Origin of the sequence: Bacillus sp. 179-C3.3 HS (assembly GCF_047229225.1) — a bacterium.
Classification (GTDB): Bacteria; Bacillota; Bacilli; order Bacillales; family Bacillaceae; genus Bacillus.
Genome location: NZ_JBFEFT010000019.1, coordinates 15,108 through 39,203, shown reverse-complemented (window position 1 = coordinate 39,203; position 24,096 = coordinate 15,108). Strand labels below are relative to the sequence as shown.

24 protein-coding genes are annotated in these 24,096 nt (G+C 41.6%); all 24 read left to right on the top strand.

Translation table 11 applies throughout. From position 1 onward, the window contains the following. The first annotated feature begins 251 nt into the window (after window positions 1–251). The 24 genes from rimP (at window position 252) to AB1K80_RS12350 (ending at window position 23,975) form a co-directional block, all read left to right on the top strand. Window positions 252–725: a ribosome maturation factor RimP gene (rimP, locus tag AB1K80_RS12465; RefSeq protein ID WP_412856943.1), complete on the top strand. Its 474-nt coding sequence runs from the start codon at window positions 252–254 to the stop codon at window positions 723–725. 32 nt (window positions 726–757) lie between these two features. Continuing rightward, window positions 758–1,873 carry a transcription termination factor NusA gene (nusA, locus tag AB1K80_RS12460; protein WP_412856942.1) on the top strand — a complete coding sequence of 372 codons (1,116 nt, stop codon included), beginning with the start codon at window positions 758–760 and terminating at the stop codon, window positions 1,871–1,873. A gap of 15 nt (window positions 1,874–1,888) precedes the next feature. Beyond that, complete coding sequence (gene rnpM / locus AB1K80_RS12455) at window positions 1,889–2,179, top strand: RNase P modulator RnpM (RefSeq protein ID WP_412856941.1); 291 nt, start codon at window positions 1,889–1,891, stop codon at window positions 2,177–2,179. After that, window positions 2,166–2,468 (top strand): YlxQ family RNA-binding protein, encoded by a 303-nt coding sequence (locus AB1K80_RS12450; protein WP_412856940.1) that lies wholly within the window; start codon window positions 2,166–2,168, stop codon window positions 2,466–2,468. Before rnpM ends, AB1K80_RS12450 begins: the two co-directional genes overlap by 14 nt. Window positions 2,469–2,487: 19 nt before the next feature. Then, window positions 2,488–4,605, top strand: a complete 2,118-nt coding sequence (infB, locus tag AB1K80_RS12445) for a translation initiation factor IF-2 (RefSeq protein WP_412856939.1) — start codon at window positions 2,488–2,490, stop codon at window positions 4,603–4,605. Next, the gene (locus AB1K80_RS12440; protein WP_412856938.1) at window positions 4,602–4,880 is read left to right on the top strand and encodes a DUF503 domain-containing protein; all 279 of its coding nucleotides are present in this window, start codon (window positions 4,602–4,604) and stop codon (window positions 4,878–4,880) included. Before infB ends, AB1K80_RS12440 begins: the two co-directional genes overlap by 4 nt. 17 nt (window positions 4,881–4,897) lie before the next feature. Beyond that, window positions 4,898–5,248 carry a 30S ribosome-binding factor RbfA gene (rbfA, locus tag AB1K80_RS12435; protein ID WP_412856937.1) on the top strand — a complete coding sequence of 117 codons (351 nt, stop codon included), beginning with the start codon at window positions 4,898–4,900 and terminating at the stop codon, window positions 5,246–5,248. Window positions 5,249–5,318: 70 nt separating this feature from the next. Next, window positions 5,319–6,248 carry a tRNA pseudouridine(55) synthase TruB gene (truB, locus tag AB1K80_RS12430; protein WP_412856936.1) on the top strand — a complete coding sequence of 310 codons (930 nt, stop codon included), beginning with the start codon at window positions 5,319–5,321 and terminating at the stop codon, window positions 6,246–6,248. Window positions 6,249–6,266: 18 nt separating this feature from the next. After that, window positions 6,267–7,232, top strand: a complete 966-nt coding sequence (gene ribF / locus AB1K80_RS12425; protein WP_412856935.1) for a bifunctional riboflavin kinase/FAD synthetase — start codon at window positions 6,267–6,269, stop codon at window positions 7,230–7,232. Window positions 7,233–7,372: 140 nt separating this feature from the next. After that, the gene (rpsO, locus tag AB1K80_RS12420) at window positions 7,373–7,642 is read left to right on the top strand and encodes a 30S ribosomal protein S15 (RefSeq protein ID WP_012009997.1); all 270 of its coding nucleotides are present in this window, start codon (window positions 7,373–7,375) and stop codon (window positions 7,640–7,642) included. A 181-nt stretch (window positions 7,643–7,823) separates the two neighbouring features. Then, window positions 7,824–9,941 carry a polyribonucleotide nucleotidyltransferase gene (pnp, locus tag AB1K80_RS12415; protein WP_412856934.1) on the top strand — a complete coding sequence of 706 codons (2,118 nt, stop codon included), beginning with the start codon at window positions 7,824–7,826 and terminating at the stop codon, window positions 9,939–9,941. A gap of 104 nt (window positions 9,942–10,045) precedes the next feature. Next, entirely contained in the window at window positions 10,046–11,023 is a 978-nt protein-coding gene (locus tag AB1K80_RS12410) for a polysaccharide deacetylase family protein (RefSeq protein WP_412856933.1), read from the top strand. Window positions 11,024–11,056: 33 nt separating this feature from the next. Further along, on the top strand, window positions 11,057–12,286 hold the full coding sequence (locus tag AB1K80_RS12405) for a M16 family metallopeptidase (RefSeq protein WP_412856932.1): 1,230 nt from the start codon (window positions 11,057–11,059) through the stop codon (window positions 12,284–12,286). Window positions 12,287–12,356: 70 nt separating this feature from the next. Next, the gene (locus AB1K80_RS12400) at window positions 12,357–13,280 is read left to right on the top strand and encodes an aminoglycoside phosphotransferase family protein (protein WP_412856931.1); all 924 of its coding nucleotides are present in this window, start codon (window positions 12,357–12,359) and stop codon (window positions 13,278–13,280) included. Window positions 13,281–13,327: 47 nt separating this feature from the next. Then, complete coding sequence (locus tag AB1K80_RS12395) at window positions 13,328–13,600, top strand: YlmC/YmxH family sporulation protein (RefSeq protein ID WP_412856930.1); 273 nt, start codon at window positions 13,328–13,330, stop codon at window positions 13,598–13,600. A gap of 123 nt (window positions 13,601–13,723) precedes the next feature. Beyond that, complete coding sequence (gene dpaA, locus AB1K80_RS12390) at window positions 13,724–14,626, top strand: dipicolinic acid synthetase subunit A (RefSeq protein WP_412856929.1); 903 nt, start codon at window positions 13,724–13,726, stop codon at window positions 14,624–14,626. Continuing rightward, window positions 14,623–15,219, top strand: a complete 597-nt coding sequence (gene dpaB, locus AB1K80_RS12385; RefSeq protein WP_412856928.1) for a dipicolinate synthase subunit B — start codon at window positions 14,623–14,625, stop codon at window positions 15,217–15,219. Before dpaA ends, dpaB begins: the two co-directional genes overlap by 4 nt. 137 nt (window positions 15,220–15,356) lie before the next feature. After that, complete coding sequence (asd, locus tag AB1K80_RS12380) at window positions 15,357–16,376, top strand: aspartate-semialdehyde dehydrogenase (RefSeq protein ID WP_412856927.1); 1,020 nt, start codon at window positions 15,357–15,359, stop codon at window positions 16,374–16,376. A gap of 92 nt (window positions 16,377–16,468) precedes the next feature. Further along, window positions 16,469–17,683 (top strand): aspartate kinase, encoded by a 1,215-nt coding sequence (gene dapG / locus AB1K80_RS12375; protein ID WP_412856926.1) that lies wholly within the window; start codon window positions 16,469–16,471, stop codon window positions 17,681–17,683. A gap of 30 nt (window positions 17,684–17,713) precedes the next feature. Next, on the top strand, window positions 17,714–18,580 hold the full coding sequence (dapA, locus tag AB1K80_RS12370) for a 4-hydroxy-tetrahydrodipicolinate synthase (protein ID WP_412856925.1): 867 nt from the start codon (window positions 17,714–17,716) through the stop codon (window positions 18,578–18,580). A gap of 168 nt (window positions 18,581–18,748) precedes the next feature. Beyond that, window positions 18,749–20,416: a ribonuclease J2 gene (rnjB, locus tag AB1K80_RS12365; RefSeq protein ID WP_412856924.1), complete on the top strand. Its 1,668-nt coding sequence runs from the start codon at window positions 18,749–18,751 to the stop codon at window positions 20,414–20,416. 121 nt (window positions 20,417–20,537) lie between these two features. Next, window positions 20,538–21,266, top strand: a complete 729-nt coding sequence (locus tag AB1K80_RS12360; protein WP_412856923.1) for a ClpP family protease — start codon at window positions 20,538–20,540, stop codon at window positions 21,264–21,266. Continuing rightward, the gene (locus AB1K80_RS12355) at window positions 21,263–21,499 is read left to right on the top strand and encodes a YlzJ-like family protein (RefSeq protein WP_412856922.1); all 237 of its coding nucleotides are present in this window, start codon (window positions 21,263–21,265) and stop codon (window positions 21,497–21,499) included. Before AB1K80_RS12360 ends, AB1K80_RS12355 begins: the two co-directional genes overlap by 4 nt. A 109-nt stretch (window positions 21,500–21,608) precedes the next feature. Further along, window positions 21,609–23,975, top strand: coding sequence for a DNA translocase FtsK (locus tag AB1K80_RS12350; protein ID WP_412856921.1), 2,367 nt, complete (start codon window positions 21,609–21,611; stop codon window positions 23,973–23,975). Window positions 23,976–24,096: the final 121 nt, after the last annotated feature.

Below are 24,096 nucleotides of genomic sequence, written 5' to 3'. Positions count from 1 at the left end.
AGAAAGACCTTGATTTATCCTGTGTTTTCAAAGCAACTTCATTTGCATAAAAAAAATGGATATGGTATAGTTTTTATGGAAATGCTAACGATTACCGAGACAAGAGTGGGGAAACCCGCTCTTTTGTATTGAACAGGCAATTTTTGTCTCGACATTATTCATCCGTTTTCTGCTCCCCTGCTCACATAAAGCGGGGTTTTTATGCAGAATGATTGATAAGAGCGTTTATCGAAAGCACAAGGAGGAAGAGAATGAGCAAAAAAGTAGTGGATATCGTAAGCGACATGGTACAGCCAATTTTAGATGGCTTTCAGCTAGAGCTCGTTGATATTGAATTTGTCAAAGAGGGTCAAAACTGGTTCCTTCGCGTATTTATTGACTCTGACACAGGTGTCGATATCGAAGAGTGTGCCAAAGTGAGCGAAGCCTTAAGTGAAAAGCTTGATGAGGCAGATCCGATTAGCCAAAACTACTTTCTTGAAGTATCCTCTCCTGGAGCGGAGCGCCCATTAAAGAAAAAAGCTGATTTTGAAAAAGCACTTGGAAAAAATGTTTTCATGAAAACATACGAACCAATTGATGGCGAAAAAGCATTTGAAGGTGAGCTTACAAGCTTTGATGGTGAGATAGCAACAGTGACAGTGAAGATCAAGACAAGAAAGAAAGAGATCCAAATTCCATACGAAAAAATAGCGAACGCAAGATTAGCAGTTTCGTTCAATTAACCTTTTCATTGATATAAGGGGGAACCATAAAAATGAGTAGTGAGTTGTTAGATGCCCTGACGGTTCTAGAGAAAGAGAAGGGTATTGGTAAAGAAATTATTATTGAAGCGATAGAAGCTGCACTCATTTCTGCATACAAACGTAATTTTAATCAAGCACAAAACGTGCGTGTTGATTTGAACCGTGAAACAGGAACCATTCGTGTCTTTGCGAGAAAAGACGTTGTGGATGAAGTGTATGATTCTCGCCTCGAAATCTCTGTAGATGATGCAGTCAGCATCAATCCGAACTACATGGTAGGTGACGTTGTTGAGATTGAGGTCACACCAAAAGATTTCGGACGCATTGCTGCACAGACAGCGAAACAAGTTGTTACGCAGCGAGTGAGAGAAGCAGAGCGAGGTGTGATTTACACTGAGTTCATCGATCGCGAGGAAGACATCATGACGGGGATCGTTCAGCGAATCGACAGTAAATTTATTTACGTGTCACTCGGTAAAATTGAAGCCTTGCTACCTGTCAACGAACAAATGCCGAACGAAGAGTACAAACCACATGATCGGATTAAGGTGTATATTACAAAAGTAGAGAAAACGACGAAAGGACCACAGATTTATGTGTCGAGAACACATCCAGGTCTTTTAAAGCGTTTATTTGAAATTGAAGTGCCAGAAATTTATGATGGTACTGTAGAGCTTAAATCGGTCGCCAGAGAAGCTGGAGATCGATCTAAAATTTCTGTACGTACAGACGATCCTGATGTCGATCCAGTTGGCTCTTGTGTTGGACCAAAAGGTCAACGTGTACAAGCGATTGTCAATGAATTAAAAGGCGAAAAGATTGACATTGTTCACTGGTCTAATGACCCGGTTGAGTTTGTTGCCAATGCCCTGAGTCCATCAAAAGTACTTGATGTCATTGTCAATGAAGATGATAAGGCGACAACAGTGATTGTCCCTGATTATCAGCTATCATTAGCGATTGGTAAAAGAGGTCAAAATGCGCGCCTCGCAGCGAAGCTGACAAGCTGGAAGATTGACATTAAAAGCGAAACAGATGCGAGGGAGCTCGGCATTTTCCCAAGAACTGAAGACTCTGAATCTCTTTTCTTAGAGGCAGAACCAGTTGCTGAGGAATCTGACGAATAAGAGGTGATATAAAAGGTGAAAAGCCGAAAAAAAATCCCGCTTAGAAAATGCGTCGTGACGGGAGAAATGAAACCGAAGAAAGAATTGATTCGCGTTGTTCGTTCTAAAGAAGGTGAAGTGTCTGTCGACGAAACCGGAAAAATGAACGGGCGCGGTGCCTATCTTTCTCTCGATAGAGAAACCATTCTTGCGGCGAAGGACAAACGCAGTTTACAGCAGCAATTTCAAACACAGATCGACGAACAAATTTTTGAGAAATTACTAGAACTAGCTGAAAAGGTGAAAAAACCTAATGACAGAATCTAAATGGTATCCTTTGCTTGGTCTAGCAAATCGAGCTCGTAAAGTCGTGTCAGGGGAAGATCTCGTGATTAAAGAAATTAGACATGCGCGTGCAAAACTGGTTCTTCTTGCAGCAGATGCCTCAAGTAACACAGAGAAAAAGGTATCTGACAAATGCAAATTTTATCATGTTCCGGTTAGAAAAATTGAAGACCGTTCCGTACTCGGACGTTCTATTGGAAAGGACGCTCGCGTAGTTGTCGCTGTCACTGACCAAGGCTTCGCAAAGAAGCTCATAAGCTTGCTCGATTAATTTATTTGGGGGTGAACGAATGGCTAAAGTGAGAGTATACGAATACGCAAAAGCCATAGATGTTTCAAGTAAAGATATTATAGCAGCGCTTAAGGATATGAACGTGGAAGTGAAAAATCATATGGCGACACTTGAAGACGACACGGTGAAAAAGCTAGACGCCATATATAAAAAAGCGAAAGCAAAAGAGACAGCGAACGAGAAACCCGCAGAACAAAAAAAACAATCATCAAACAAAATTAATGATAGAAAGAAGAATGACGTGCAGAATAATCAATTTAATAAAAACAAAAAAAACAACAACCAAAACAAAAATAAAAACAAACGCGGGGGGAACAAACCGCAGAACCAACAAGCGAGACCAATGAAGCCGAAAAAAGAACTTCCTGAAAAAATTGAATTTACAAATTCAATGTCAGTTGGTCAGCTTGCCGATGAACTAGGAAAAGAATCAGCTGAAATCATCAAAAAACTGATGATGCTTGGTGTGATGGCAACCATTAACCAAGAGCTCGATAAAGATACCGTTGAATTAATCGCTTCTGAATACGGGGTACCGGTAGAAGAAGTCATCATTTTCGAAGAAACGGAACTAGAAAAGTATGAAGTGGAAGATAAAGAGGAAGATATGCAAGTACGTCCTCCAGTTGTCACCATCATGGGACACGTTGACCACGGAAAAACGACACTTTTAGATAGTATTCGTAAAACAAAAGTCGTTGAAGGCGAAGCTGGTGGAATTACGCAGCACATTGGGGCATACCAAATCGAAGACAACGGCAAGAAAATCACTTTCCTTGATACACCTGGACACGCAGCGTTCACTACAATGCGGGCACGTGGTGCTGAAGTGACTGATACAACAATTTTAGTTGTTGCAGCAGATGACGGTGTGATGCCACAAACAGTTGAAGCTCTTAACCATGCGAAAGCGGCTGAAGTGCCAATCATCGTCGCTGTCAATAAAATTGACAAACCAACAGCGAACCCTGACCGTGTGATGCAGGAATTGACAGAGCATGGTCTTGTGCCAGAAGCTTGGGGCGGGGATACGATTTTTGTTCCACTATCTGCGAAAACTGGGGAAGGCATTGATGAATTGATCGAAATGATCCTTCTTGTCAGCGAAGTAGGAGAGCTTAAAGCCAATCCGAACCGTGCGGCAAAAGGAACCGTTATCGAAGCTGAACTCGATAAAGGTAGAGGATCTGTCGCAACCCTTCTTGTTCAAACAGGTACACTTCACGTTGGTGATCCAATTGTAGTCGGAAATACATTCGGCCGTGTGCGTGCCATGATCAATGACATTGGTCGTCGTGTGAAAACAGCAGGCCCATCGACACCTGTTGAGATTACAGGTTTAAACGATGTACCGAATGCAGGAGATCAGTTCCTCGTATTCAAAGACGAAAAAACAGCTCGTCAAGTGGGTGAAGCTCGTGCTTCAAAACAAATTGATGAACAGCGTTCAGACAAAGCGAAATTATCTTTAGATGACTTGTTTGAGCAAATCAAACAAGGCGATGTCAAAGATATCAACCTCATCGTGAAAGCAGACGCACAAGGTACTGCTGAAGCCCTAACGGCATCACTTCAAAAAATTGAGGTAGAAGGCGTAAAAGTGAAAATCATCCATACGGGTGTTGGAGCTATTACAGAATCTGATATCATCTTAGCCAGTGCTTCTAACGCGATCGTTATCGGGTTTAACGTACGTCCTGATGGGAACGCTAAGAGCACAGCTGAAACAGAAAATGTAGATATCCGATTACACCGCATTATCTACAAGGTCATCGAGGAGATTGAAGCTGCGATGAAAGGGATGCTTGACCCTGAATATGAAGAAAAAGTCATTGGTCAAGTGGAAGTTCGTCAAACATTCAAAGTATCTAAAATTGGAACAATTGCGGGTGGCTATGTCACAGAAGGAACCATTACAAGAGATAGTGGCATCCGTTTAATCCGTGACGGCGTTGTCATTTTTGAAGGCGAAGTAGACGTATTAAAACGATTCAAAGACGACGTGAAAGAAGTTGCACAAGGATATGAGTGTGGGATTACCATTAAGAAATACAATGATATCCGTGAAGGTGATGTCATGGAATCATTCGTTATGCAAGAAATTGAAAGAAAATGATCGGTTATACCGAATGTGAGTGCATGATCTATGATGCGTCCTCACTGAAGGAAAAGCGAGCGGTTCTACAGCGTATCATGACAAGAACGCGACATAAATTCAATATAACCATAGCTGAAATGGATTATCAGGATACATGGCAGCGTACATCAATTGGAATCGCCGTGATTTCCTCCTCTCGGGTTCAAGTGGAAAAAGAACTTCAACGAGTGCTAAGCTTCATTGATTCTTTTCCTGAAATTGAACGAACGATCACGAAAACTGAGTGGTTTTAATTAGAGGTGAAAAGATCATGAGTATGAGAGCAACCCGTGTGGGTGAGCAAATGAAAAAGGAATTAGGAGATATCCTTGGCAGAAAGCTGAAAGATCCGAGAATCGGCTTTTTAACTGTCACTGATGTCGAAGTATCCGGTGATTTGCAAATTGCCAAAGTCTACATTTCCGTCCTTGGTGACGAAAAGAAGAGAGAGGAAACCTTAAAAGGCTTAGCGAAAGCGAAAGGGTACATCCGCTCTGAAATTGGCAGTCGAATGAGACTTCGCAAAACACCAGAACTTCACTTTGAATTTGATGAATCCGTTGATTACGGAAATCGAATTGAAAGCCTAATTGCTGAACTAAACACAAAAGATCACGAATAAGACGTTGAAATAAGGATAGACGATCGATCGTCTGTCCTTTTTCATCGTTTCCGAAAGGAGAGAACCAAAAATGCAGAACGGTATTCTTTTATTACATAAAGAAAAAGGCATGACCTCTCACGATTGTGTATTCAAAGTGAGAAAGATCTTACACACGAAAAAAGTGGGACATACAGGTACGTTAGACCCCGAAGTCACAGGGGTTCTCCCCATTTGCATTGGCAGAGCGACAAAAATAGTTGAATACTTAACTGAAAAATCAAAAACATATGATGCGGAAATCACGATCGGGATGTCTACAACGACAGAAGACCAAACGGGTGAGATCGTTGAGGAGAAAAAGGTACAACACCCAATGACAGAGGAAGAAATTGATGCTGCCCTGAAACAATTCGAAGGAACGATAGAACAAACCCCGCCAATGTTTTCCGCTGTGAAGATAGGGGGGAAAAAGCTCTATGAATATGCAAGAGAAGGAATTGAAATTGAGCGTCCCTCCCGTCAAGTCACCATCCACCGGATTGAGAGAACAACCCCTGTGACATTTGAAGAAGGCAATGTGACATTTAGATTCACTGTTCATTGTTCAAAAGGGACATATGTGAGAACGCTAGCAGTAGATATCGGAAAAAAGTTAGGTTATCCAGCCCACATGTCCCATCTTATTCGAACTGGATCAGGTGACTTTATACTTGCGGAATGTATCACGCTTGATGAGCTGCGCTTCATAAGAGAAGAAGGAAAGGAAGAAGACATTCTTGTTCCAATTGAACGCGCGCTCAATCATTTGCCGAAATGGGAGATAAGTGATACATTAGCAAGTAAAGTGGAAAACGGTGCAGTCCTGCCAATGCCGAATGAATTTGCACATTTAGCAGAGGAGGATCGCGTTGCTGTCTTTACGTCCTCAGGCCGTTGTATCGCGATTTATATGAAACATCCGACCAAATTGGGGCTCATGAAGCCGGCAAAGATCTTATTCCAGGACAAGCAATCTTAAAGAAAAGGTGACCATCTCGTGAAGACTATACATATTTCACACCCACATACACTGAATCAAAAAGATCAAGTCCCATCTGTGATGGCTTTAGGGTATTTTGACGGCGTTCACCTCGGACATCAAAAAGTAATTGGTGCGGCGAAAGACATTGCGGAAAAAGAAGGAATGGCGCTCGCTGTCATGACCTTTCATCCGCATCCATCACATGTGTTGCAAAAAGCACGTGAACCGAAAGACTTAATTACCCCGCTTGAGGATAAAATCGACTTCATTGAAAAGCTCGGAGCTGATTATCTCTACATTGTTCAGTTTTCTGAAAGCTTTGCAGCACTATCCCCTCAGGCGTTTGTGGATCAATATTTGAACGAACTGAATGTGAGGCATGCGGTAGCCGGTTTTGATTTTACATTTGGACGGTTTGGTGCAGGCACCATGGAATCGTTCGATGAATATGGGAAGGGACGATTAGCGGCAACGATTGTACCTAAACTATCTAATCAAGACCGGAAAGTGAGCTCAACGCTCATTCGTTCTGCTTTAAAAAACGGAGACGTTGAATATGTCAGTGAGCTATTAGGAAAACCGTATCAGCTTCGTGGTATCGTCATACATGGTGATAAACGCGGCCGGACAATTGGTTTCCCAACAGCCAATATCGGTTTATCGGCAGAATACATTATACCTCCTACAGGTGTGTATGCAGTGAGAGCAGAAGTGAAAGGCAAAATGTATGATGGCGTTTGTAACGTTGGCTACAAACCCACTTTTTATGAAAAGCGACCCGATCAACCTGCGATTGAAGTGAATTTGTTCGACTTTAACGAAGAGATTTATGGTGAACCGGTTAAATTGCAGTGGTACAAGCGTATCCGTAGCGAACAAAAATTTAACGGGATTGAAGAATTAACCGCTCAAATTCGTCAAGACAAAGAAGAAGTGATTCAATTTTTTCAAAACGAACAAAAACAACCGAAAAATTCATAGAAAAACAGCACTACCATTTGCAAATTCAGCATATTTTTAGTATGATTATTCCTGTAGCTTTAAAACCACTTACTTGGCAGGCCGACTTCACCGACGGTTGCGAGGTAGATGGGGCTAACATGATTTGGAGGTGAAACAGGATGGCTATTACTCAAGAGCGTAAAACTCAATTAATTAGTGAGTTCAAAACACACGAATCTGATACTGGATCTCCAGAAGTTCAGATCGCTGTCCTAACAGAATCAATTAACAACTTGAACGAGCATTTACGTACTCATAAGAAAGATCACCACTCACGTCGCGGTCTTTTGAAAATGGTAGGTAGACGTCGTAATCTTCTTACGTATCTACGTAATAAAGACGTAACTCGTTACCGTGAGTTAATTAACAAACTAGGCTTACGTCGATAATCGTAAAAAGCGGGAGGATTCCCGCTTTTTTATCGTATAATCACTAATATTTTATGGTTAAAATGTTGAAAGAATGGCAAAAACCCTTCTACATACACCTTTCACATTGATATGTGAAAATCATTTTGTTCATAATAAGAATTAACTAAAATTTCAAGATAAGAGAGGAGTTTTTCTCAGAATGGGACAAGAGAAACATGTCTTCACCATAGACTGGGCTGGACGTCAACTAACGGTTGAAACTGGCCAGCTTGCAAAGCAAGCAAACGGAGCGGTTCTCGTACGCTACGGAGATACAGCTGTGCTTAGCTCAGCAACAGCTTCTAAAGAACCAAAACCACTTGATTTCTTCCCGCTCACTGTGAACTACGAAGAAAGATTATACGCAGTAGGTAAAATTCCTGGTGGTTTCATTAAAAGAGAAGGTCGTCCTAGTGAGAAGGCGATCCTTGCGAGCCGCTTAATTGACAGACCAATCCGTCCATTATTTGCAGATGGATTTAGAAACGAAGTACAAGTTATTAGTATCGTCATGAGTGTGGATCAAGATTGTTCATCTGAAATGGCTGCAATGTTTGGCTCATCATTAGCATTATGTGTGTCTGACATTCCATTTGAGGGACCAATCGCCGGCGTTACAGTAGGACGAGTTGATGGAAAACTAATCATCAATCCAAACGTTGAGCAGCTTGAACAAAGCGACATCAACCTTGTTGTAGCAGGTACAAAAGATGCCATCAACATGGTTGAAGCTGGAGCGGATGAAGTGCCAGAAGAAACGATGCTTGAAGCGATCATGTTTGGGCATCAAGAAATCAAACGCTTAATCGAATTCCAAGAAGAGATTGTGAAGGCAGTCGGTAAAGAAAAAACCGATATTCCTTTATACGAAGTAGATCAAGCGTTAGCAGACGAAGTAAAAGGTCTTGCTGAAGCAGATTTACTAAAGGCAATCCAAGTACATGAAAAGCATGCCCGTGAAGATGCGATCAGTGCTGTGAAAAAAGCAGTCATTGAGAAATTTGAAGCAGAAGAGCGTGACGAAGCGACAATGAAACAAGCGAAAGACGTCTTGAATAAGCTTGTCAAAAACGAAGTTCGCCGCCTGATCACGGAAGAAAAAATACGTCCAGATGGACGCGGTGTAGATCAAATCCGTCCACTTTCTTCAGAAGTAGGACTTCTGCCAAGAACGCACGGTTCAGGTCTATTTACAAGAGGACAAACACAGGCGCTCAGTATTTGTACATTAGGTGCACTTGGCGATGTGCAAATTCTTGACGGTCTAGGCGTTGAAGAATCAAAACGTTTCATGCACCATTACAACTTCCCGCAATTTAGTGTTGGTGAAACTGGCCCAATGCGTGGCCCAGGTCGCCGTGAGATCGGACATGGTGCACTAGGTGAACGTGCATTAGAACCAGTGATCCCATCTGAAAAAGATTTCCCATACACGGTTCGTCTTGTTTCAGAGGTTCTTGAATCGAACGGATCTACTTCACAAGCAAGTATTTGCGCGAGCACACTTGCTATGATGGACGCAGGTGTACCGATTAAGGCACCAGTTGCAGGAATTGCAATGGGACTTGTAAAGTCTGGTGACTACTATACAGTGCTGAGTGACATTCAAGGAATGGAAGATGCACTTGGTGATATGGACTTTAAAGTAGCAGGTACGTCTAAAGGTGTTACGGCACTACAGATGGACATTAAAATTGATGGTCTATCAAAAGACATTTTAGAAGAAGCTCTTCAACAAGCGAAAAAAGGAAGAATGGAGATTTTAGATAGCATGCTGTCTACAATACCTACTTCTAGAGAAGAATTGTCACGTTACGCACCAAAAATCTTAACGATGACAATCAATCCTGATAAAATTCGCGATGTCATTGGACCAAGCGGTAAACAAATTAATAAAATCATTGAAGATACCGGTGTGAAAATCGATATTGAACAAGACGGTACAATCTTTATTTCTTCTACTGAACAGGACATGAACCAAAAAGCGAAGAAAATTATTGAAGATATCGTAAGAGAAGTTGAAGTTGGTCAACTATACTTAGGTAAAGTGAAACGCATTGAAAAATTTGGTGCGTTCCTAGAAATCTTCAGTGGTAAAGATGGGCTGGTTCATATTTCTGAGCTTGCGCTTGAGCGCGTGGGCAAAGTAGAAGATGTTGTGAAGATTGGTGACGAGTTACTTGTAAAAGTCACTGAAATTGACAAACAAGGCCGAGTCAACCTGTCTCGCAAAGCCGTTTTACGTGAAGAAAAGGAAAAAGAAGAAAAGCAGTCGTAAGTGAGGATCAATAAGATGTGTAAGAAGCCAGGTATCCGTGCCCGGCTTCTTTCTATTCTACGGGTAACACAGTAGTTCTAGCTTGTTTCCCTTTCTCATAATTTATGGTAGAGAGGGAGGGACAATCATTGAAAAAAATGTTACCAATTATTGTGTTTCTGTTTTTACTGCTTTTGTCTTATCAAACAATGAAACAGCCGGCAACTGTTGCATATATCGAAACAATGAAAGGACATGCGGAGGTTGTATCTGTTTCTAAAGATATTTTGTATCAAGAGATTGAATCGAAGTCGTCTGACTATGAAGTGAAGGCGCAAAATGCTAAGATTGATAAAGTGTGGAAAAAAATGCCCGGCTTAAACGGACAAACTGTTGATATCATGGCTTCATATGAAAAAATGAAAGTCACTGGTACGTTCGATGAGAAACAGCTTGTGTTTAAAGAAACAAAGCCAGCCGTTCATTTACACGAGCTTGGCGCTGAGCCGATATATAAAGGGCATCCTGACAAGAAAATGACTGCCTTTCTCGTCAATGTCGCTTGGGGTGACGAGTACTTAAAACAAATGTTGGATACGCTCCAAAAGCATCAAGTCAAAGCGACCTTTTTCTTGGAGGGTAAATGGGTGAAGAATAGCTCAGAGCTGGCTAGAAAAATCATGGCAGATGGCCATGAAATTGGAAATCATTCATACAATCACCCGGATATGAGCACACTGACAAGAGAACGAGCTTTAGAGCAGATCACCAAAACAAATCGTCAAATTGAACAAACCCTGGGAAAAAAACCGAAATGGTTTGCCCCTCCAAGTGGAAGCTTCAAAGAAGAAACAGTGAAGCTGGCTGCACAAGAAGGAATGGAAACCATTATGTGGACGGTAGACACCATTGATTGGAAAAAACCAACACCAGAGATATTACAACATCGGGTACTAGGGAAGATTCACAATGGGGCGATGATATTAATGCATCCAACAGATGCAACGGCGAAAAGTCTCGACAAACTCATCACTCAATTGAAAGAACGAGGATATGAATTAGGAACGGTTTCTGACCTCCTAAGTGAAAAGAGACACCCGTGATGCGATCTGTTTGTTGAATAGGAGGAGCAAAATTTGGTCAAAACGTATACATGCCAAAACGGAGTAAGAATTGTACTCGAAAACAATCCCACTGTGAGATCTGTCGCAATAGGTGTCTGGATTGGAACTGGTTCAAGACATGAAACACCAGAAGTAAATGGGATCTCACACTTTTTAGAGCATATGTTCTTTAAAGGAACGAAAACAAGATCTGCACGCGATATTGCAGAATCCTTTGATCGCATTGGCGGACAAGTAAATGCGTTTACATCAAAAGAGTACACTTGCTATTACGCAAAGGTGCTTGATTCACATGCGGGTTACGCCCTTGATGTGTTAGGCGACATGTTTTTCCATTCTGCTTTTGATGAAGAAGAGCTAAAGAAAGAGAAAAATGTCGTATATGAAGAAATCAAAATGTATGAGGACACACCAGATGATATCGTTCATGACCTTCTAAGCAAAGCGATTTACGGTCAGCACTCATTGGGCTACCCAATTTTAGGAACGGAGGAAACACTCTCTACCTTTAACGGTGACTCACTTAGAGCATATATGGATGAATTCTATACACCAGATCGGGTAGTGATCTCTGTAGCTGGTAATGTGGAAGAAAGCTTCATCAAAGACATTGAAAAATTATTTGGCTCTTATGAAGGCAAAGGGAAGAAGCAGGCTGTGGAAGCCCCTGAATTTCATTATGAGAAGCTTACGCGTAAAAAAGAAACAGAGCAGGCACACCTATGCTTAGGCTTTAACGGCCTTCCAGCAGGTCATGAAGACATCTATGATTTAATTGTTTTAAACAATGTTCTGGGCGGAAGCATGAGCAGCCGGTTATTCCAGGATGTCAGGGAAGATAAAGGACTTGCTTATTCAGTATTTAGCTACCACAGTTCATTTGCTGATAACGGAATGCTGACCATTTATGGTGGTACTGGAGCCAAGCAACTAAACCTTCTATCAGAAACCATTTTACAAACATTAGATGTATTAAAACGAGACGGAATTACCAAAAAAGAGCTTGAAAACAGCAAAGAGCAAATGAAAGGTAATCTGATGCTTAGCCTTGAAAGTACAAATAGCAAGATGAGCCGAAACGGTAAAAATGAGCTGCTTCTTGGCAAACATCGCACGCTTGATGAAATCATTGATGAAATTAATCAAGTGACGTTAGACGGCGTGAATAACTTATCTCGTAGAATCTTTACAGAAGATTATGCGCTCTCCCTTATTAGTCCAACAGGTGATCAGCCATCATAATACACATCACGGCAGACTTCTTTATATGAGGTCTGCCGTTTATTTTACAAAAAGAAAGGAGACAGTGACGATGGAATACGAAGAATTAAAGCGACTTTCTCCGCATCTCAGTCAAGCCACCTCTTTTCAGCGGATGACATCTGGTTTTTCAGGTGACCAAACGTTTGTCGTCAAAACACGCCATCATGAAAAATTCGTGCTCAAGTTAAGCGATCCACATAAACATGATCGATTAAAAAGTAAAATGCCTCTCCTTCAGTCATTTAAAGAGCAAGGCATTCTTTGCTCAGAAGTGATAGATATGGGCGTAAACAGGGAATATCACTGTTTTTATCGCGTGTTTCCTTACATCGAAGGAGAAAATGCTAGAGAATCCATACAGACACGAACCGATGAAGAGCAGTATGAAATAGGCAGACGTGCTGGCAGGCAACTGCGAAAGATGCATACATATGCTGCGCCACCTTCTATCGCACCATGGGATGAGCGAGCGACGGAAAAACACGAAAGATATGTCCATGCCTATCAAACGAGTGGGGTGAGATTTGATTTTGATCACACTGCATTACAATTTATCACCTCTCATATTGAAGTGATAAAAGAGAGACCGAATCAATTCCAGCATGATGATTTTCATTTAGGGAACCTCCTCATAAACGGAAATCAATATGCTGGAGTCATCGATTTTGATCAATCGGATTGGGGAGACCCGATCCATGATTTTTATAAATTATCTTTATTTAGTAGCGAAATAAGCATACCGTTTGCTGTTGGACAAATAGATGGCTATTTGAGTGCACAGCCAGAAAAAGAGTTTTGGTTGCTTTTTTCCATTTACACAGCGATGAGCCTTTTTTCTTCCATTGTTTGGACAATGACATATGATCCAGCTCACTTGAATGACATGATTGAACGAGTGAATAGAATCATGAAAGAGCATCAATGTTTTCATCGGCTCGAACCGATTTGGTATACGAATGACGGACGGGTCTAATTGATCTTGTCGAAGCATATATGATATGGAAGGAGCGTGATGCGATTTTGAGATTAAGTGAACTATCAGGAAAAGAGATTGTTGATATCAAAAGAGCGGAGCGACTTGGTGTGCTTGGACAGACTGATCTTGAGATCAATGAACTGGACGGTCAGATCACAGCACTCATTATCCCTTCCGTCAAATGGTTTGGCTTTCGAAAACACGGAAATGATATACGCGTTCCGTGGCATCACATTCAAAAAATTGGATCAGATATGATCATTCTCGATGTGCCTGAAGAACTTCAGCCACACGGGGAAAAAGAGCACCCATCATAAAAGGGTGCTCTTTTTCTTTTCTCTACGGGAATTGTTCACAGGCTGAAACCTCTCCTCATATGCTGAAAGGGAGATTCAGAAAAAATTACAGACTTTTTTAAATAAAGAAGGTGAACGGTCAGTATGTTGAGCGGTTTAACGGTTGCGGTGATCGGGGGAGATGCAAGACAGCTTGAAATCATTCGCAAGCTGTCACAGCAGCATGCCAAGGTGTTTTTAGTCGGGTTTGATCAACTAGATCATGGCTTTATCGGTGCTGAAAAACTGAAAATGTCAGAGCTACCATTTGAACAGGTAGACAGCATGATCTTGCCAGTATCAGGCGCAACAGATGAAGGTGTCGTTGCCACAGTTTTCTCAAATGAGAAAGTTGTGCTAGAAGCTGATTGTTTAGAAAGAACCCCTACACATTGTACCTTGTACTCAGGTATTTCGAATACGTACTTAGACAATCTGGCAAAGCAGGTGAACCGCAAGCTTGTCAAGCTGTTTGAGCGAGATGACATTGCCATTTATAACTCTATTCCAACAGTCGAAGGAATTATCATGATGGCCATTCAGCAAACAGACTATACGATCCATGGTTCGCATGTAGCCGTCCTCGGGCTTGGGAGAACAGGGCTCACAATTGCTAGAACATTTCGAGCGCTAGGTGCTGAAGTCAAAGTAGGTGCGGCTGATACCGCGCATTTAGCAAGAGGCTTTGAAATGGGGGTTGAACCATTTGCGATGGATCGTTTAAAAGAAGAAGTCGCAGATGTTGATATTATGATTAATACGATTCCAAGTTTAGTCATTGACTCATCTGTCATCGTCAATATGACACCTAAAACACTGATTTTGGATATCGCCTCCCGGCCAGGCGGAACGGATTTTGACTTTGCACAAAAGCACGGAGTGAAGGCACTACTTGCACCAGGTCTTCCGGGGATTGTCGCTCCAAAGACTGCAGGACAAATCATTGCAAAAGTGCTTGCTGGACTCTTATGTGAACTTGCAGAGGAGAAAAGGGGAATGGAATCATGACAACATTAAAAGGGAAAAGAATTGGCTTTGGCTTAACCGGTTCCCATTGTACGTATGAAGCTGTATTTCCACAAATTGAATCACTGGTGAATCAAGGAGCAGAAGTGCGCCCTGTGGTGTCATTTACAGTACAAAATACGAATACGAGATTTGGAGAAGGCGCCGAATGGATTGAGCGGATTGAAAAACTAACAGGATTTCAAGTGATTGACTCAATTGTCAAAGCAGAGCCACTCGGACCTAAGCTGCCACTTGATTGTATGGTGATTGCTCCTTTAACAGGCAATTCAATGGCAAAATTAGCAAATGCGATGACAGACAGTCCTGTCTTAATGGCAGCAAAGGCAACCATTCGAAACCATCGTCCAGTCGTGTTAGGCATCTCGACTAACGATGCACTAGGCTTAAATGGTACAAATCTGATGAGGCTGATGTCGACAAAGAATATCTTTTTTATTCCATTCGGTCAAGATGACCCATTCAAAAAGCCAACATCGATGGTAGCAAATATGGATCTTCTTTCCAAAACAGTCGAGGAAGCCCTCCAGCATAAACAAATCCAGCCCATTTTAATTGGGTCTCACGAAAAATAGAATGACTAGAAAATCATGAAAGATTCAAAAAATATACTTCAAGCCTCGCTTTTCTATGGTAAAATAAAATGTAAAAAGTCATAGGATGACCATCCGTAGGAAAAGTATGAATGGATGGATCGGAAGGAGTTTTACTGATGGGAAGAGGATTACATGTAGCTGTAGTTGGAGCGACTGGGGCTGTCGGTCAACAAATATTAAAAACACTCGCTGACAGAGATTTTGAATTGGATACACTTACTCTACTATCCTCAAAACGTTCTGCTGGAACGAAAGTGACATTCAGAGGTCAAGAGTATACCGTTCAAGAAGCAACACCTGAAAGCTTTGAAGGAGTAAACATTGCATTATTTAGTGCTGGAGGAAATGTATCAAAGGCGCTAGCTCCTGAAGCGGTCAAACGAGGCGCTATTGTCGTTGACAATACAAGTGCTTTCCGTATGGACGAAAATACCCCTCTCATCGTACCAGAGGTAAACGAAAAAGATTTGAATGACCATCAAGGAATCATTGCAAACCCTAACTGTTCAACCATTCAAATGGTGGCGACACTAGAACCACTTCGTCAAGCATATGGTTTGAAAAAGGTCATTGTCTCCACCTATCAAGCTGTATCAGGTGCGGGAAATGAAGCGATTGATGAGTTATATAGCCAAACACAGGCTATTATAAATAAAGAAGATGTGACACCAGAAGTCATGCCTTATCAAATTGCATTTAATGCGATTCCGCAAATTGATAAATTCCAAGACAATGGTTATACATTTGAAGAAATGAAAATGATCAATGAAACGAAAAAAATCATGCACATGCCAGAGCTAGAAGTAGCGGCTACATGTGTGAGACTTCCGATTGAAACAGGCCATTCAGAATCGGTTTACATTGAACTGGATGCAACGAACGCAACAGTAGAAGACATTAAGTCAACACTAAAAGCTGCACCAGGTATTACGTTACAAGATGATCCATCTCAACAAATTTATCCAATGCCTGCAGCTGCTGTTGGAAAAAATGACGTATTTGTCGGCCGCATTCGGAAAGATTTGGACCGTCCAAATGGGTTCCATTTATGGATTGTATCTGATAACCTGCTCAAAGGCGCTGCATGGAACACAGTTCAAATTGCAGAAAGCTTAAAAGCATTAAAATTAGTGTAAGATTCAATGGATGATGAGGACGAATAGAAGAGAGTTAGGCATCTTTCGCCTGCTCTCTTCTGTTACGTCAGAATGAACTTGGAGTGAAAACAGTGAAAATAATTGTCCAAAAATTTGGCGGGACTTCTGTCAAAGATGATCAAGGGAGAAAAAGGGCGCTTGCCCATATCTTATCTGCAAAAGAAAAAGGTTATAAATCGGTCGTCGTGGTTTCGGCAATGGGACGAAAAGGTGATCCTTATGCGACGGACACGCTGCTTGGATTGCTTTATGGGGATGCACAGCACATGACAAACCGCGAAAAAGATTTACTTGTCTCTTGCGGAGAAAATATTTCAGCTGTTGTGTTTTCAAGCATGCTGAACGAACATGGTGTAAAGGCGGTGGCGATGACCGGTGCACAAGCAGGATTTTTAACCGATCAAGAGCATACGAGTGCGAAAATCATTGACATGAAATGTGAACGTCTCGAGGCAACCCTTTCTGAACACGATGTCGTAGTTGTGGCTGGATTCCAAGGGGCGGCGAAAAATGGCGACGTCACAACAATCGGACGAGGTGGGAGTGATACATCGGCTGCTGCTTTAGGAGCTGCATTACAAGCAGATTTCATTGACATTTTCACTGATGTAACAGGTGTCATGACAGCAGATCCTCGTATCGTTGAAAATGCGAAACCACTTCGAGTGGTCACGTATACAGAGATTTGTAACCTCGCATATCAAGGCGCTAAAGTCATTCACCCGAGAGCTGTCGAAATTGCTATGCAAGCAAAAGTACCCATGAGGGTCCGCTCAACATACTCTGATGATGAGGGTACACTCGTGACGTCACACTACTCAGATAAAATGAGTCATGATGTGTATGACCGCCTCATTACTGGGATTGCACATGTGAATGACGTGACACAAATCAAAGTGCCGGCAAAAGAAGGGCAATACAGCGTCCAAACAGAGGTCTTTAAAGCGATGGCAAATGCACAAATCAGTGTTGATTTCTTTAACATTACACCGAGTGAAATTGTGTACACGGTGACCGGCGCAATGACTGAAAAGGCAACAGCCATTCTGAAAGAACTTGGCTACACACCAATCGTTACGTCCAATTGTGCAAAGGTGTCTGCTGTAGGCGCTGGAATTATGGGGGTACCAGGTGTTACGTCTAAAATCGTATCGGCTCTTTCTGAACAAAACATCCCAATTCTACAATCAGCCGATAGTCATACGACCATTTGGGTTTTAGTGCATGAAGAAAATTTGAGAGCGGCTGTAAATGCCCTGCACGAAGTGTTTGAACTTTCAAGATAAATGTGATTGAATCATGATGAGGTGAAAAAAATGAATTTCGGAAATATCGCAACAGCTATGATTACACCTTTTGATAAAAAGGGCAACATTGATTTCCAAAAACTATCAATTCTCATTGATTATTTATTAAAAAATGGCAGTGACTCTCTCGTTGTTGCAGGGACAACAGGTGAATCACCAACTTTATCAACTGAAGAAAAAGTCGCTCTTTTTCAGCAATCAGTGAAATTAGCGAACGGTCGTTGTAAAATCATTGCAGGAACGGGTAGTAACAACACAAATGCGTCTATCAAATTAACGAAAAAAGCAGAAGAAGCTGGCGTCGATGCAGTGATGCTTGTCGTTCCTTACTACAACAAGCCATCACAGGAAGGCATGTATGCACACTTTAAAGCCATTGCCGAGTCTACATCTCTTCCTGTCATGCTTTACAATGTACCGGGAAGAACAGTTGCTTCTTTAGCACCTGAAACAACGATTAAATTGGCACAAATCCCAAACATTGTTGCGATTAAAGAAGCGAGCGGTGATCTAGATGCAATGACAAAGATCATTGCAGAAACACCTGAAGATTTCGATGTGTACTCAGGTGACGACAGCTTAACACTTCCTGCTGTTGCTGTTGGAGCAAAAGGGGTCGTCTCGGTTGCCTCCCATATCGTAGGACTGGATATGCAGCAAATGTTAAAGAGCTATGCTTCTGGTCAAACAGCAAACGCAGCATTGATTCATCAAAAGCTGCTCCCGATTATGAACCAGCTTTTCTCAGCACCAAATCCAACACCTGTCAAAACAGCCCTACAGCTTAAAGGACTGGATGTCGGATCTGTTCGTCTCCCGCTTTTGCCTTTATCGGAAGAAGAGAGACTGAATTTAAGCAGCGTACTCAATAGCTGATCAAAACAAATTTCGGAAGCGGTCATTCTCAGATGTCCCTGAGGATGACCGCTTTTTATACATAAACACTTTCTTAAAATGTGACTTCATCTTGTTTTCTAAAATTAGATTCAGTTATAATAGCATTAAGCGATGATGGACGGGCTTGAGACTAGGAGGATAAGAATTTTGAAAAAGAAAAATACAGAGAACGTAAGAATTATTGCACTGGGAGGCGTTGGGGAAATCGGGAAAAATTTATATGTCATTGAAATTGACTCTGACATTTACGTTGTCGATGCTGGCTTAATGCATCCTGAAAACGAAATGTTAGGCATTGACGTCGTCATTCCTGATATCTCTTATTTAACTGAACGAGCTGATCGGGTGAAAGCAATTTTTCTTACCCACGGACATGATGAGGCAATTGGAGGCGTATTCCATTGCTTAAGTAAATTGTCTGTACCAGTCTATGGAACAAAACTGACCCTTGCGTTACTTCGTGAAAAGCTGAAGCAATATGGCTTCAATCAAAAAGCGGATTTACGTGAGGTACATGCGAAATCGGTCATTACATTTGACACAACAAAGGTATCATTTTTTAGAACGAATCATAGCATCCCAGACTCTGTGGGAGTGAGCTTAAAAACCTCTCTTGGTTCTATCGTATGCACAGGTGATTTTAAATTTGATCAAACCCCAGCGCTTAACCAAGCCTGTGACATCGGAGAGATTGCAAAAATCGGGAATAATGGCGTTTTGGCCCTTCTTTCAGATAGTGCAAATGCTGAAAAACCAGGGTATACACCGTCTGAGGCGATTGTGCAAGACGAAATTTCAAATGCAATGTACAATGCTGAAAATCGTGTCATTGTAGCTGTTTCGTCTTCTAATATTAATCGTATCCAGCAAATCATTAATGCAACGATTCAAAATGATCGTAAGCTAGCGGTTGCTGGAAAGAATATGATGACAACCCTGCAACTTGCGATCAAGCTAGGCTATGTGACAGCAGATGAAGAATTATTTGTCCCAGTGCAAGAAGTAAAAAAGATGGCGAAGCAAGATGTGGTCATCTTAACAGCAGGAAGTTACGGCGAGCCGCTTGCTGCATTAACAAAAATGGCTAAACAAAATCACAAACAGCTCCATATTGAAAAAGGTGATACAGTCTTGATTGCGTCAACTCCTCTACCAGGACAAGAATTGACGTACTCAAAAACCGTTGATTTCCTCACAAGAAGTGGCGCACATGTGATTTTTGCCCAAAAACGTGTACATGTATCCGGACACGGCTGTCAAGAAGAACTAAAATTGATGCTCAATCTACTAAAGCCGAAGTATTTGATCCCTGTAAACGGAGAATACCGTATGCAAAAAGCACATTCCCGTATTGCAGAGGAAGTAGGCATGAAGCGCAGTGACATTTTCTTGATTGATAAAGGGGATGTCGTTGAATTCAGAGGGCAAAACGTGAAGATCGGTGAAAAGGTTCACCAAGGGAACATTTTAATTGATGGACTTGGTGTAGGAGATATTGGGAATATCGTATTGCGTGACAGACGTCTCTTGTCTCAAGATGGCATTCTCATTGTCGTTATTACACTTGATAAACAAAAGAAACAATTAATTTCTGGACCTGAAATCATCACAAGAGGGTTTGTTTATGTGAGAGAATCTGAAGAGTTGATTGTCAAAGCGACAGAGCTCGTCAAAGGCATTGTCAAAGAGCAAACGGAAAACTCCGTTGTTGAATGGTCAACACTGAAACAATCCATGCGTGATGCGTTAAATCAATTCCTATATGAAAAAACAAAACGAAAGCCGATGATCATTCCAATCATTATGGAAGTGTAACGGCAAAGCCCAAGGAGCAAAAGCTCTTTGGGCTTTTTTGATGTGGGGCAAGGAAAGCCGGATGGAATGAGGTCTTCTTGTTCATAATAGGAGGAGAGCATCTAGGAAAGGATGGAGACAGATGGACGAAAAAAATGAACAACCGTCTGAGCGAAAGTCAGAAGAAAAAGATAGCATTATGAGCAAAATCCAACAGCTTGGTGAAACGGCTGTTCCCCAATTACCACAAGATACGAATATACATTGTCTCACCATCATTGGCCAGATTGAAGGTCATATGCAGCTCCCGCCACAAAACAAAACAACCAAATATGAACACGTCATACCGCAAATCGTTGCAGTAGAGCAAAACCCAAAAATTGAAGGTCTTTTAATCATTTTAAATACAGTAGGCGGAGATGTGGAAGCTGGATTAGCCATTGCCGAAATGCTTGCGTCTTTATCAAAACCAACGGTATCCATCGTACTAGGGGGCGGTCACTCGATTGGCGTGCCGATTGCTGTATCGTGTGATTATTCATACATTGCAGAAACCGCTACAATGACCATCCACCCAGTGCGTCTCACAGGATTAGTCATTGGTGTACCGCAAACCTTTGAGTATTTAGATAAAATGCAAGAACGTGTCATTAATTTTGTCACAAGGCATTCAAGCATTACAGAAGAGAAGTTCAAAGAGCTCATGTTCTCAAAAGGGAATTTGACGAGGGATATCGGGACAAATGTGATTGGTCATGAAGCAGCTGAATACGGACTCATGAATGAAGTAGGTGGCGTCGGACAAGCGATAAAAAAATTAAATGAATTAATCAAGGAAAGAGCATCTCAAAATGAGGGGCTGATTCAATGATCTTATATACACCTATGCCATACGAAGCCATTTACGCAGATACGAATGACGACCGCAAATTAAAGGAGATACAAATTCAAGGCGTACCTGTCATGGTTGAAATGAAAGAAGATGAAGCAGAAATTGTTCAAATCATGAGTACCAATCCAATGGATTTTCTTAATCAAGAGCTCGCACCAGGCAAGCGATTGAAGTTGAATTTAGGGACCAATCAAACCAACGCATATGAATGAATCTATGCTATAATAGAGGGAAAACTTACAACAGATGCAGCCCGTGCTAGGCTGCTTTCTTTCTGATCTTTTCGTAAGTTCTATTTTCTTTCGTAGTAAGGTGATGAGAATGGCAAAAAAGAGAAAACGTAAGACAAGAAAAAAACAAAATAAACAACTAAAACTGAAATTCGAGTTAAATGGGTTAGTCTGTATTGCCATAGCAATCATTGCCATTTTGCAGCTAGGTGTCGTCGGACAAACCTTTGTATATGTGTTCCGATTCTTTGCAGGGGAATGGTTTATCCTTTGCCTGATCGCCTTATTCCTTTTTGGTGTGACAATCTTTTGGAAAAAACAAATTCCTGATGTGTTTACTAGAAGGAAAGCAGGGCTTTACTGCATCATTGCGAGTATCCTTTTACTATCACATGTCAAGCTCTTTCAGCATTTATCAACAGCAGGGGCCATTGGCTCTCAAAGTGTCATACGGAATACGTTTGAGCTCTTCTTAATGGATATAAAGGGTCAAACGGGCTCGCCTGATTTAGGAGGCGGAATGATCGGTGCCATTTTGTTTGCTGCTTCATATTTCTTATTTGCACAAGCAGGATCTCAAATCATGGCGATTGTGCTCATGCTAATCGGAATTGTCTTATTGACCAACCGATCACTGCAAGAAATGATGAAAAAAGTGACCCTGCCGATTGCACAATTTTTGATCAAGCAGTGGAAGGCGTTTGTCCAAGATATGAAAGACATGAGACAAGCAAGTAAACAGACAACTGCACAGAAAACAACTGGAAAGAAAAAACGTTCACGTGTTCAAGAAACTGAACAAGATGATCAACTGATTCCCGAGGAGGAAACCTTGGTTTCTGACAATAGTCAGCCAATCATTTCAAGCTTCGCAGACAGGGATGATATGATAACGCCTCCGGTTCAACATGTGCAGGTCAAAAAAGATGCTGAACCTATTGATCAGACTAGACACGAAGCATCTCAAGAGACAATGGACGAACCAAAAGAAGCTCCACCAATGACGTTTACGGAACTTGAGAATAAAGATTACGAATTGCCGTCTCTTGATCTGTTAGCAGAGCCGCAGCATTCCGGCCAGCAAACAGATAAGAAAAACATATACGAAAATGCAAGAAAGCTTGAAAAAACCTTTCAAAGCTTTGGTGTGAAAGCAAAAGTCACACAAGTTCACTTAGGACCAGCTGTCACAAAATACGAAGTCTATCCGGATGTTGGGGTGAAGGTGAGTAAGATTGTCAATTTAAGTGATGACCTTGCCCTTGCGCTAGCAGCAAAAGATATTCGGATCGAAGCGCCGATTCCGGGCAAATCAGCCATCGGCATAGAAGTGCCAAATGCAGAAATTGCGATGGTGTCATTAAAAGAAGTATTAGAATCAAAACAAAATGACCGCCCAAATGCAAAACTTTTAATCGGACTTGGCCGAAATATTTCCGGAGAAGCGGTACTGGCAGAAATGAACAAAATGCCCCATTTGCTTGTAGCAGGGTCGACCGGAAGCGGTAAAAGTGTCTGTATTAATGGCATTATTACAAGTATTCTCATGAGAGCAAAGCCTCATGAAGTGAAAATGATGATGATTGATCCGAAAATGGTTGAACTGAATGTATATAACGGCATCCCGCATCTATTGGCTCCAGTTGTAACGGCTCCGAAGAAAGCATCACAAGCACTGAAAAAAGTGGTGAGTGAAATGGAACGCCGGTATGAATTGTTCTCTCATACGGGGACGAGAAACATCGAGGGATATAATGATTACATAAAGCGCATGAATCAAACAGAAGAAGCCAAACAGCCAGAGCTGCCATATATTGTTGTCATCGTCGATGAGCTTGCTGATTTAATGATGGTCGCCTCATCTGATGTAGAAGATTCCATTACGAGACTCTCTCAAATGGCACGTGCTGCTGGTATTCATTTGATTATTGCCACTCAAAGACCGTCTGTAGATGTTATTACAGGTGTCATTAAAGCGAATATCCCATCTCGTATTGCATTTAGCGTGTCCTCACAAACAGATTCAAGAACCATCCTTGATATGGGGGGCGCTGAAAAGCTACTTGGCAGGGGGGACATGCTGTTTTTACCTGTTGGTTCGAACAAGCCAGTCCGAGTACAAGGCGCCTTTTTATCAGATGAAGAAGTAGAACATGTGGTTGATCATGTGATCACACAGCAAAAAGCCCAATATCAAGAGGAAATGATTCCAAGTGAAGAGACACAAGATCAGCTTGCGGCAGTAGATGATGACTTGTATGATGAGGCAGTTGAATTGATCATCGGTATGCAAACAGCTTCTGTCTCGATGCTACAAAGGAGATTCCGCATTGGCTATACCCGAGCGGCACGTTTGATAGATGCAATGGAAGAACGGGGCGTTGTAGGACCATATGAAGGTAGTAAACCAAGAGAAGTCCTTCTTTCAAAAGAACAGTATGACGAGCTCTCTTCATAAGAAGAGGGCTTTCCTAAAATAAAGTTAACGATATATACATTATGTAAACTGAATATCAGACTATTTATTTATTTTCAAAAACATGATATAGTTATGTTCATCTATCTCGGATTATAGATTT

Excerpts from the sequence above, each read along its gene's own strand:
- dapA (WP_412856925.1), top strand. The coding sequence starts at position 17,714 with ATGAATTTCGGAAATATCGCAACAGCTATGATTACACCTTTTGATAAA.
- asd (WP_412856927.1), top strand. The coding sequence starts at position 15,357 with ATGGGAAGAGGATTACATGTAGCTGTAGTTGGAGCGACTGGGGCTGTC.
- rimP (WP_412856943.1), top strand. The coding sequence starts at position 252 with ATGAGCAAAAAAGTAGTGGATATCGTAAGCGACATGGTACAGCCAATT.
- AB1K80_RS12350 (WP_412856921.1), top strand. The coding sequence starts at position 21,609 with ATGGCAAAAAAGAGAAAACGTAAGACAAGAAAAAAACAAAATAAACAA.
- nusA (WP_412856942.1), top strand. The coding sequence starts at position 758 with ATGAGTAGTGAGTTGTTAGATGCCCTGACGGTTCTAGAGAAAGAGAAG.
- AB1K80_RS12355 (WP_412856922.1), top strand. The coding sequence starts at position 21,263 with ATGATCTTATATACACCTATGCCATACGAAGCCATTTACGCAGATACG.
- truB (WP_412856936.1), top strand. The coding sequence starts at position 5,319 with ATGCAGAACGGTATTCTTTTATTACATAAAGAAAAAGGCATGACCTCT.
- AB1K80_RS12440 (WP_412856938.1), top strand. The coding sequence starts at position 4,602 with ATGATCGGTTATACCGAATGTGAGTGCATGATCTATGATGCGTCCTCA.
- infB (WP_412856939.1), top strand. The coding sequence starts at position 2,488 with ATGGCTAAAGTGAGAGTATACGAATACGCAAAAGCCATAGATGTTTCA.
- dpaA (WP_412856929.1), top strand. The coding sequence starts at position 13,724 with ATGTTGAGCGGTTTAACGGTTGCGGTGATCGGGGGAGATGCAAGACAG.
- rbfA (WP_412856937.1), top strand. The coding sequence starts at position 4,898 with ATGAGTATGAGAGCAACCCGTGTGGGTGAGCAAATGAAAAAGGAATTA.
- AB1K80_RS12360 (WP_412856923.1), top strand. The coding sequence starts at position 20,538 with ATGGACGAAAAAAATGAACAACCGTCTGAGCGAAAGTCAGAAGAAAAA.
- AB1K80_RS12400 (WP_412856931.1), top strand. The coding sequence starts at position 12,357 with ATGGAATACGAAGAATTAAAGCGACTTTCTCCGCATCTCAGTCAAGCC.
- dpaB (WP_412856928.1), top strand. The coding sequence starts at position 14,623 with ATGACAACATTAAAAGGGAAAAGAATTGGCTTTGGCTTAACCGGTTCC.
- AB1K80_RS12410 (WP_412856933.1), top strand. The coding sequence starts at position 10,046 with ATGGTAGAGAGGGAGGGACAATCATTGAAAAAAATGTTACCAATTATT.
- rpsO (WP_012009997.1), top strand. The coding sequence starts at position 7,373 with ATGGCTATTACTCAAGAGCGTAAAACTCAATTAATTAGTGAGTTCAAA.
- pnp (WP_412856934.1), top strand. The coding sequence starts at position 7,824 with ATGGGACAAGAGAAACATGTCTTCACCATAGACTGGGCTGGACGTCAA.
- AB1K80_RS12450 (WP_412856940.1), top strand. The coding sequence starts at position 2,166 with ATGACAGAATCTAAATGGTATCCTTTGCTTGGTCTAGCAAATCGAGCT.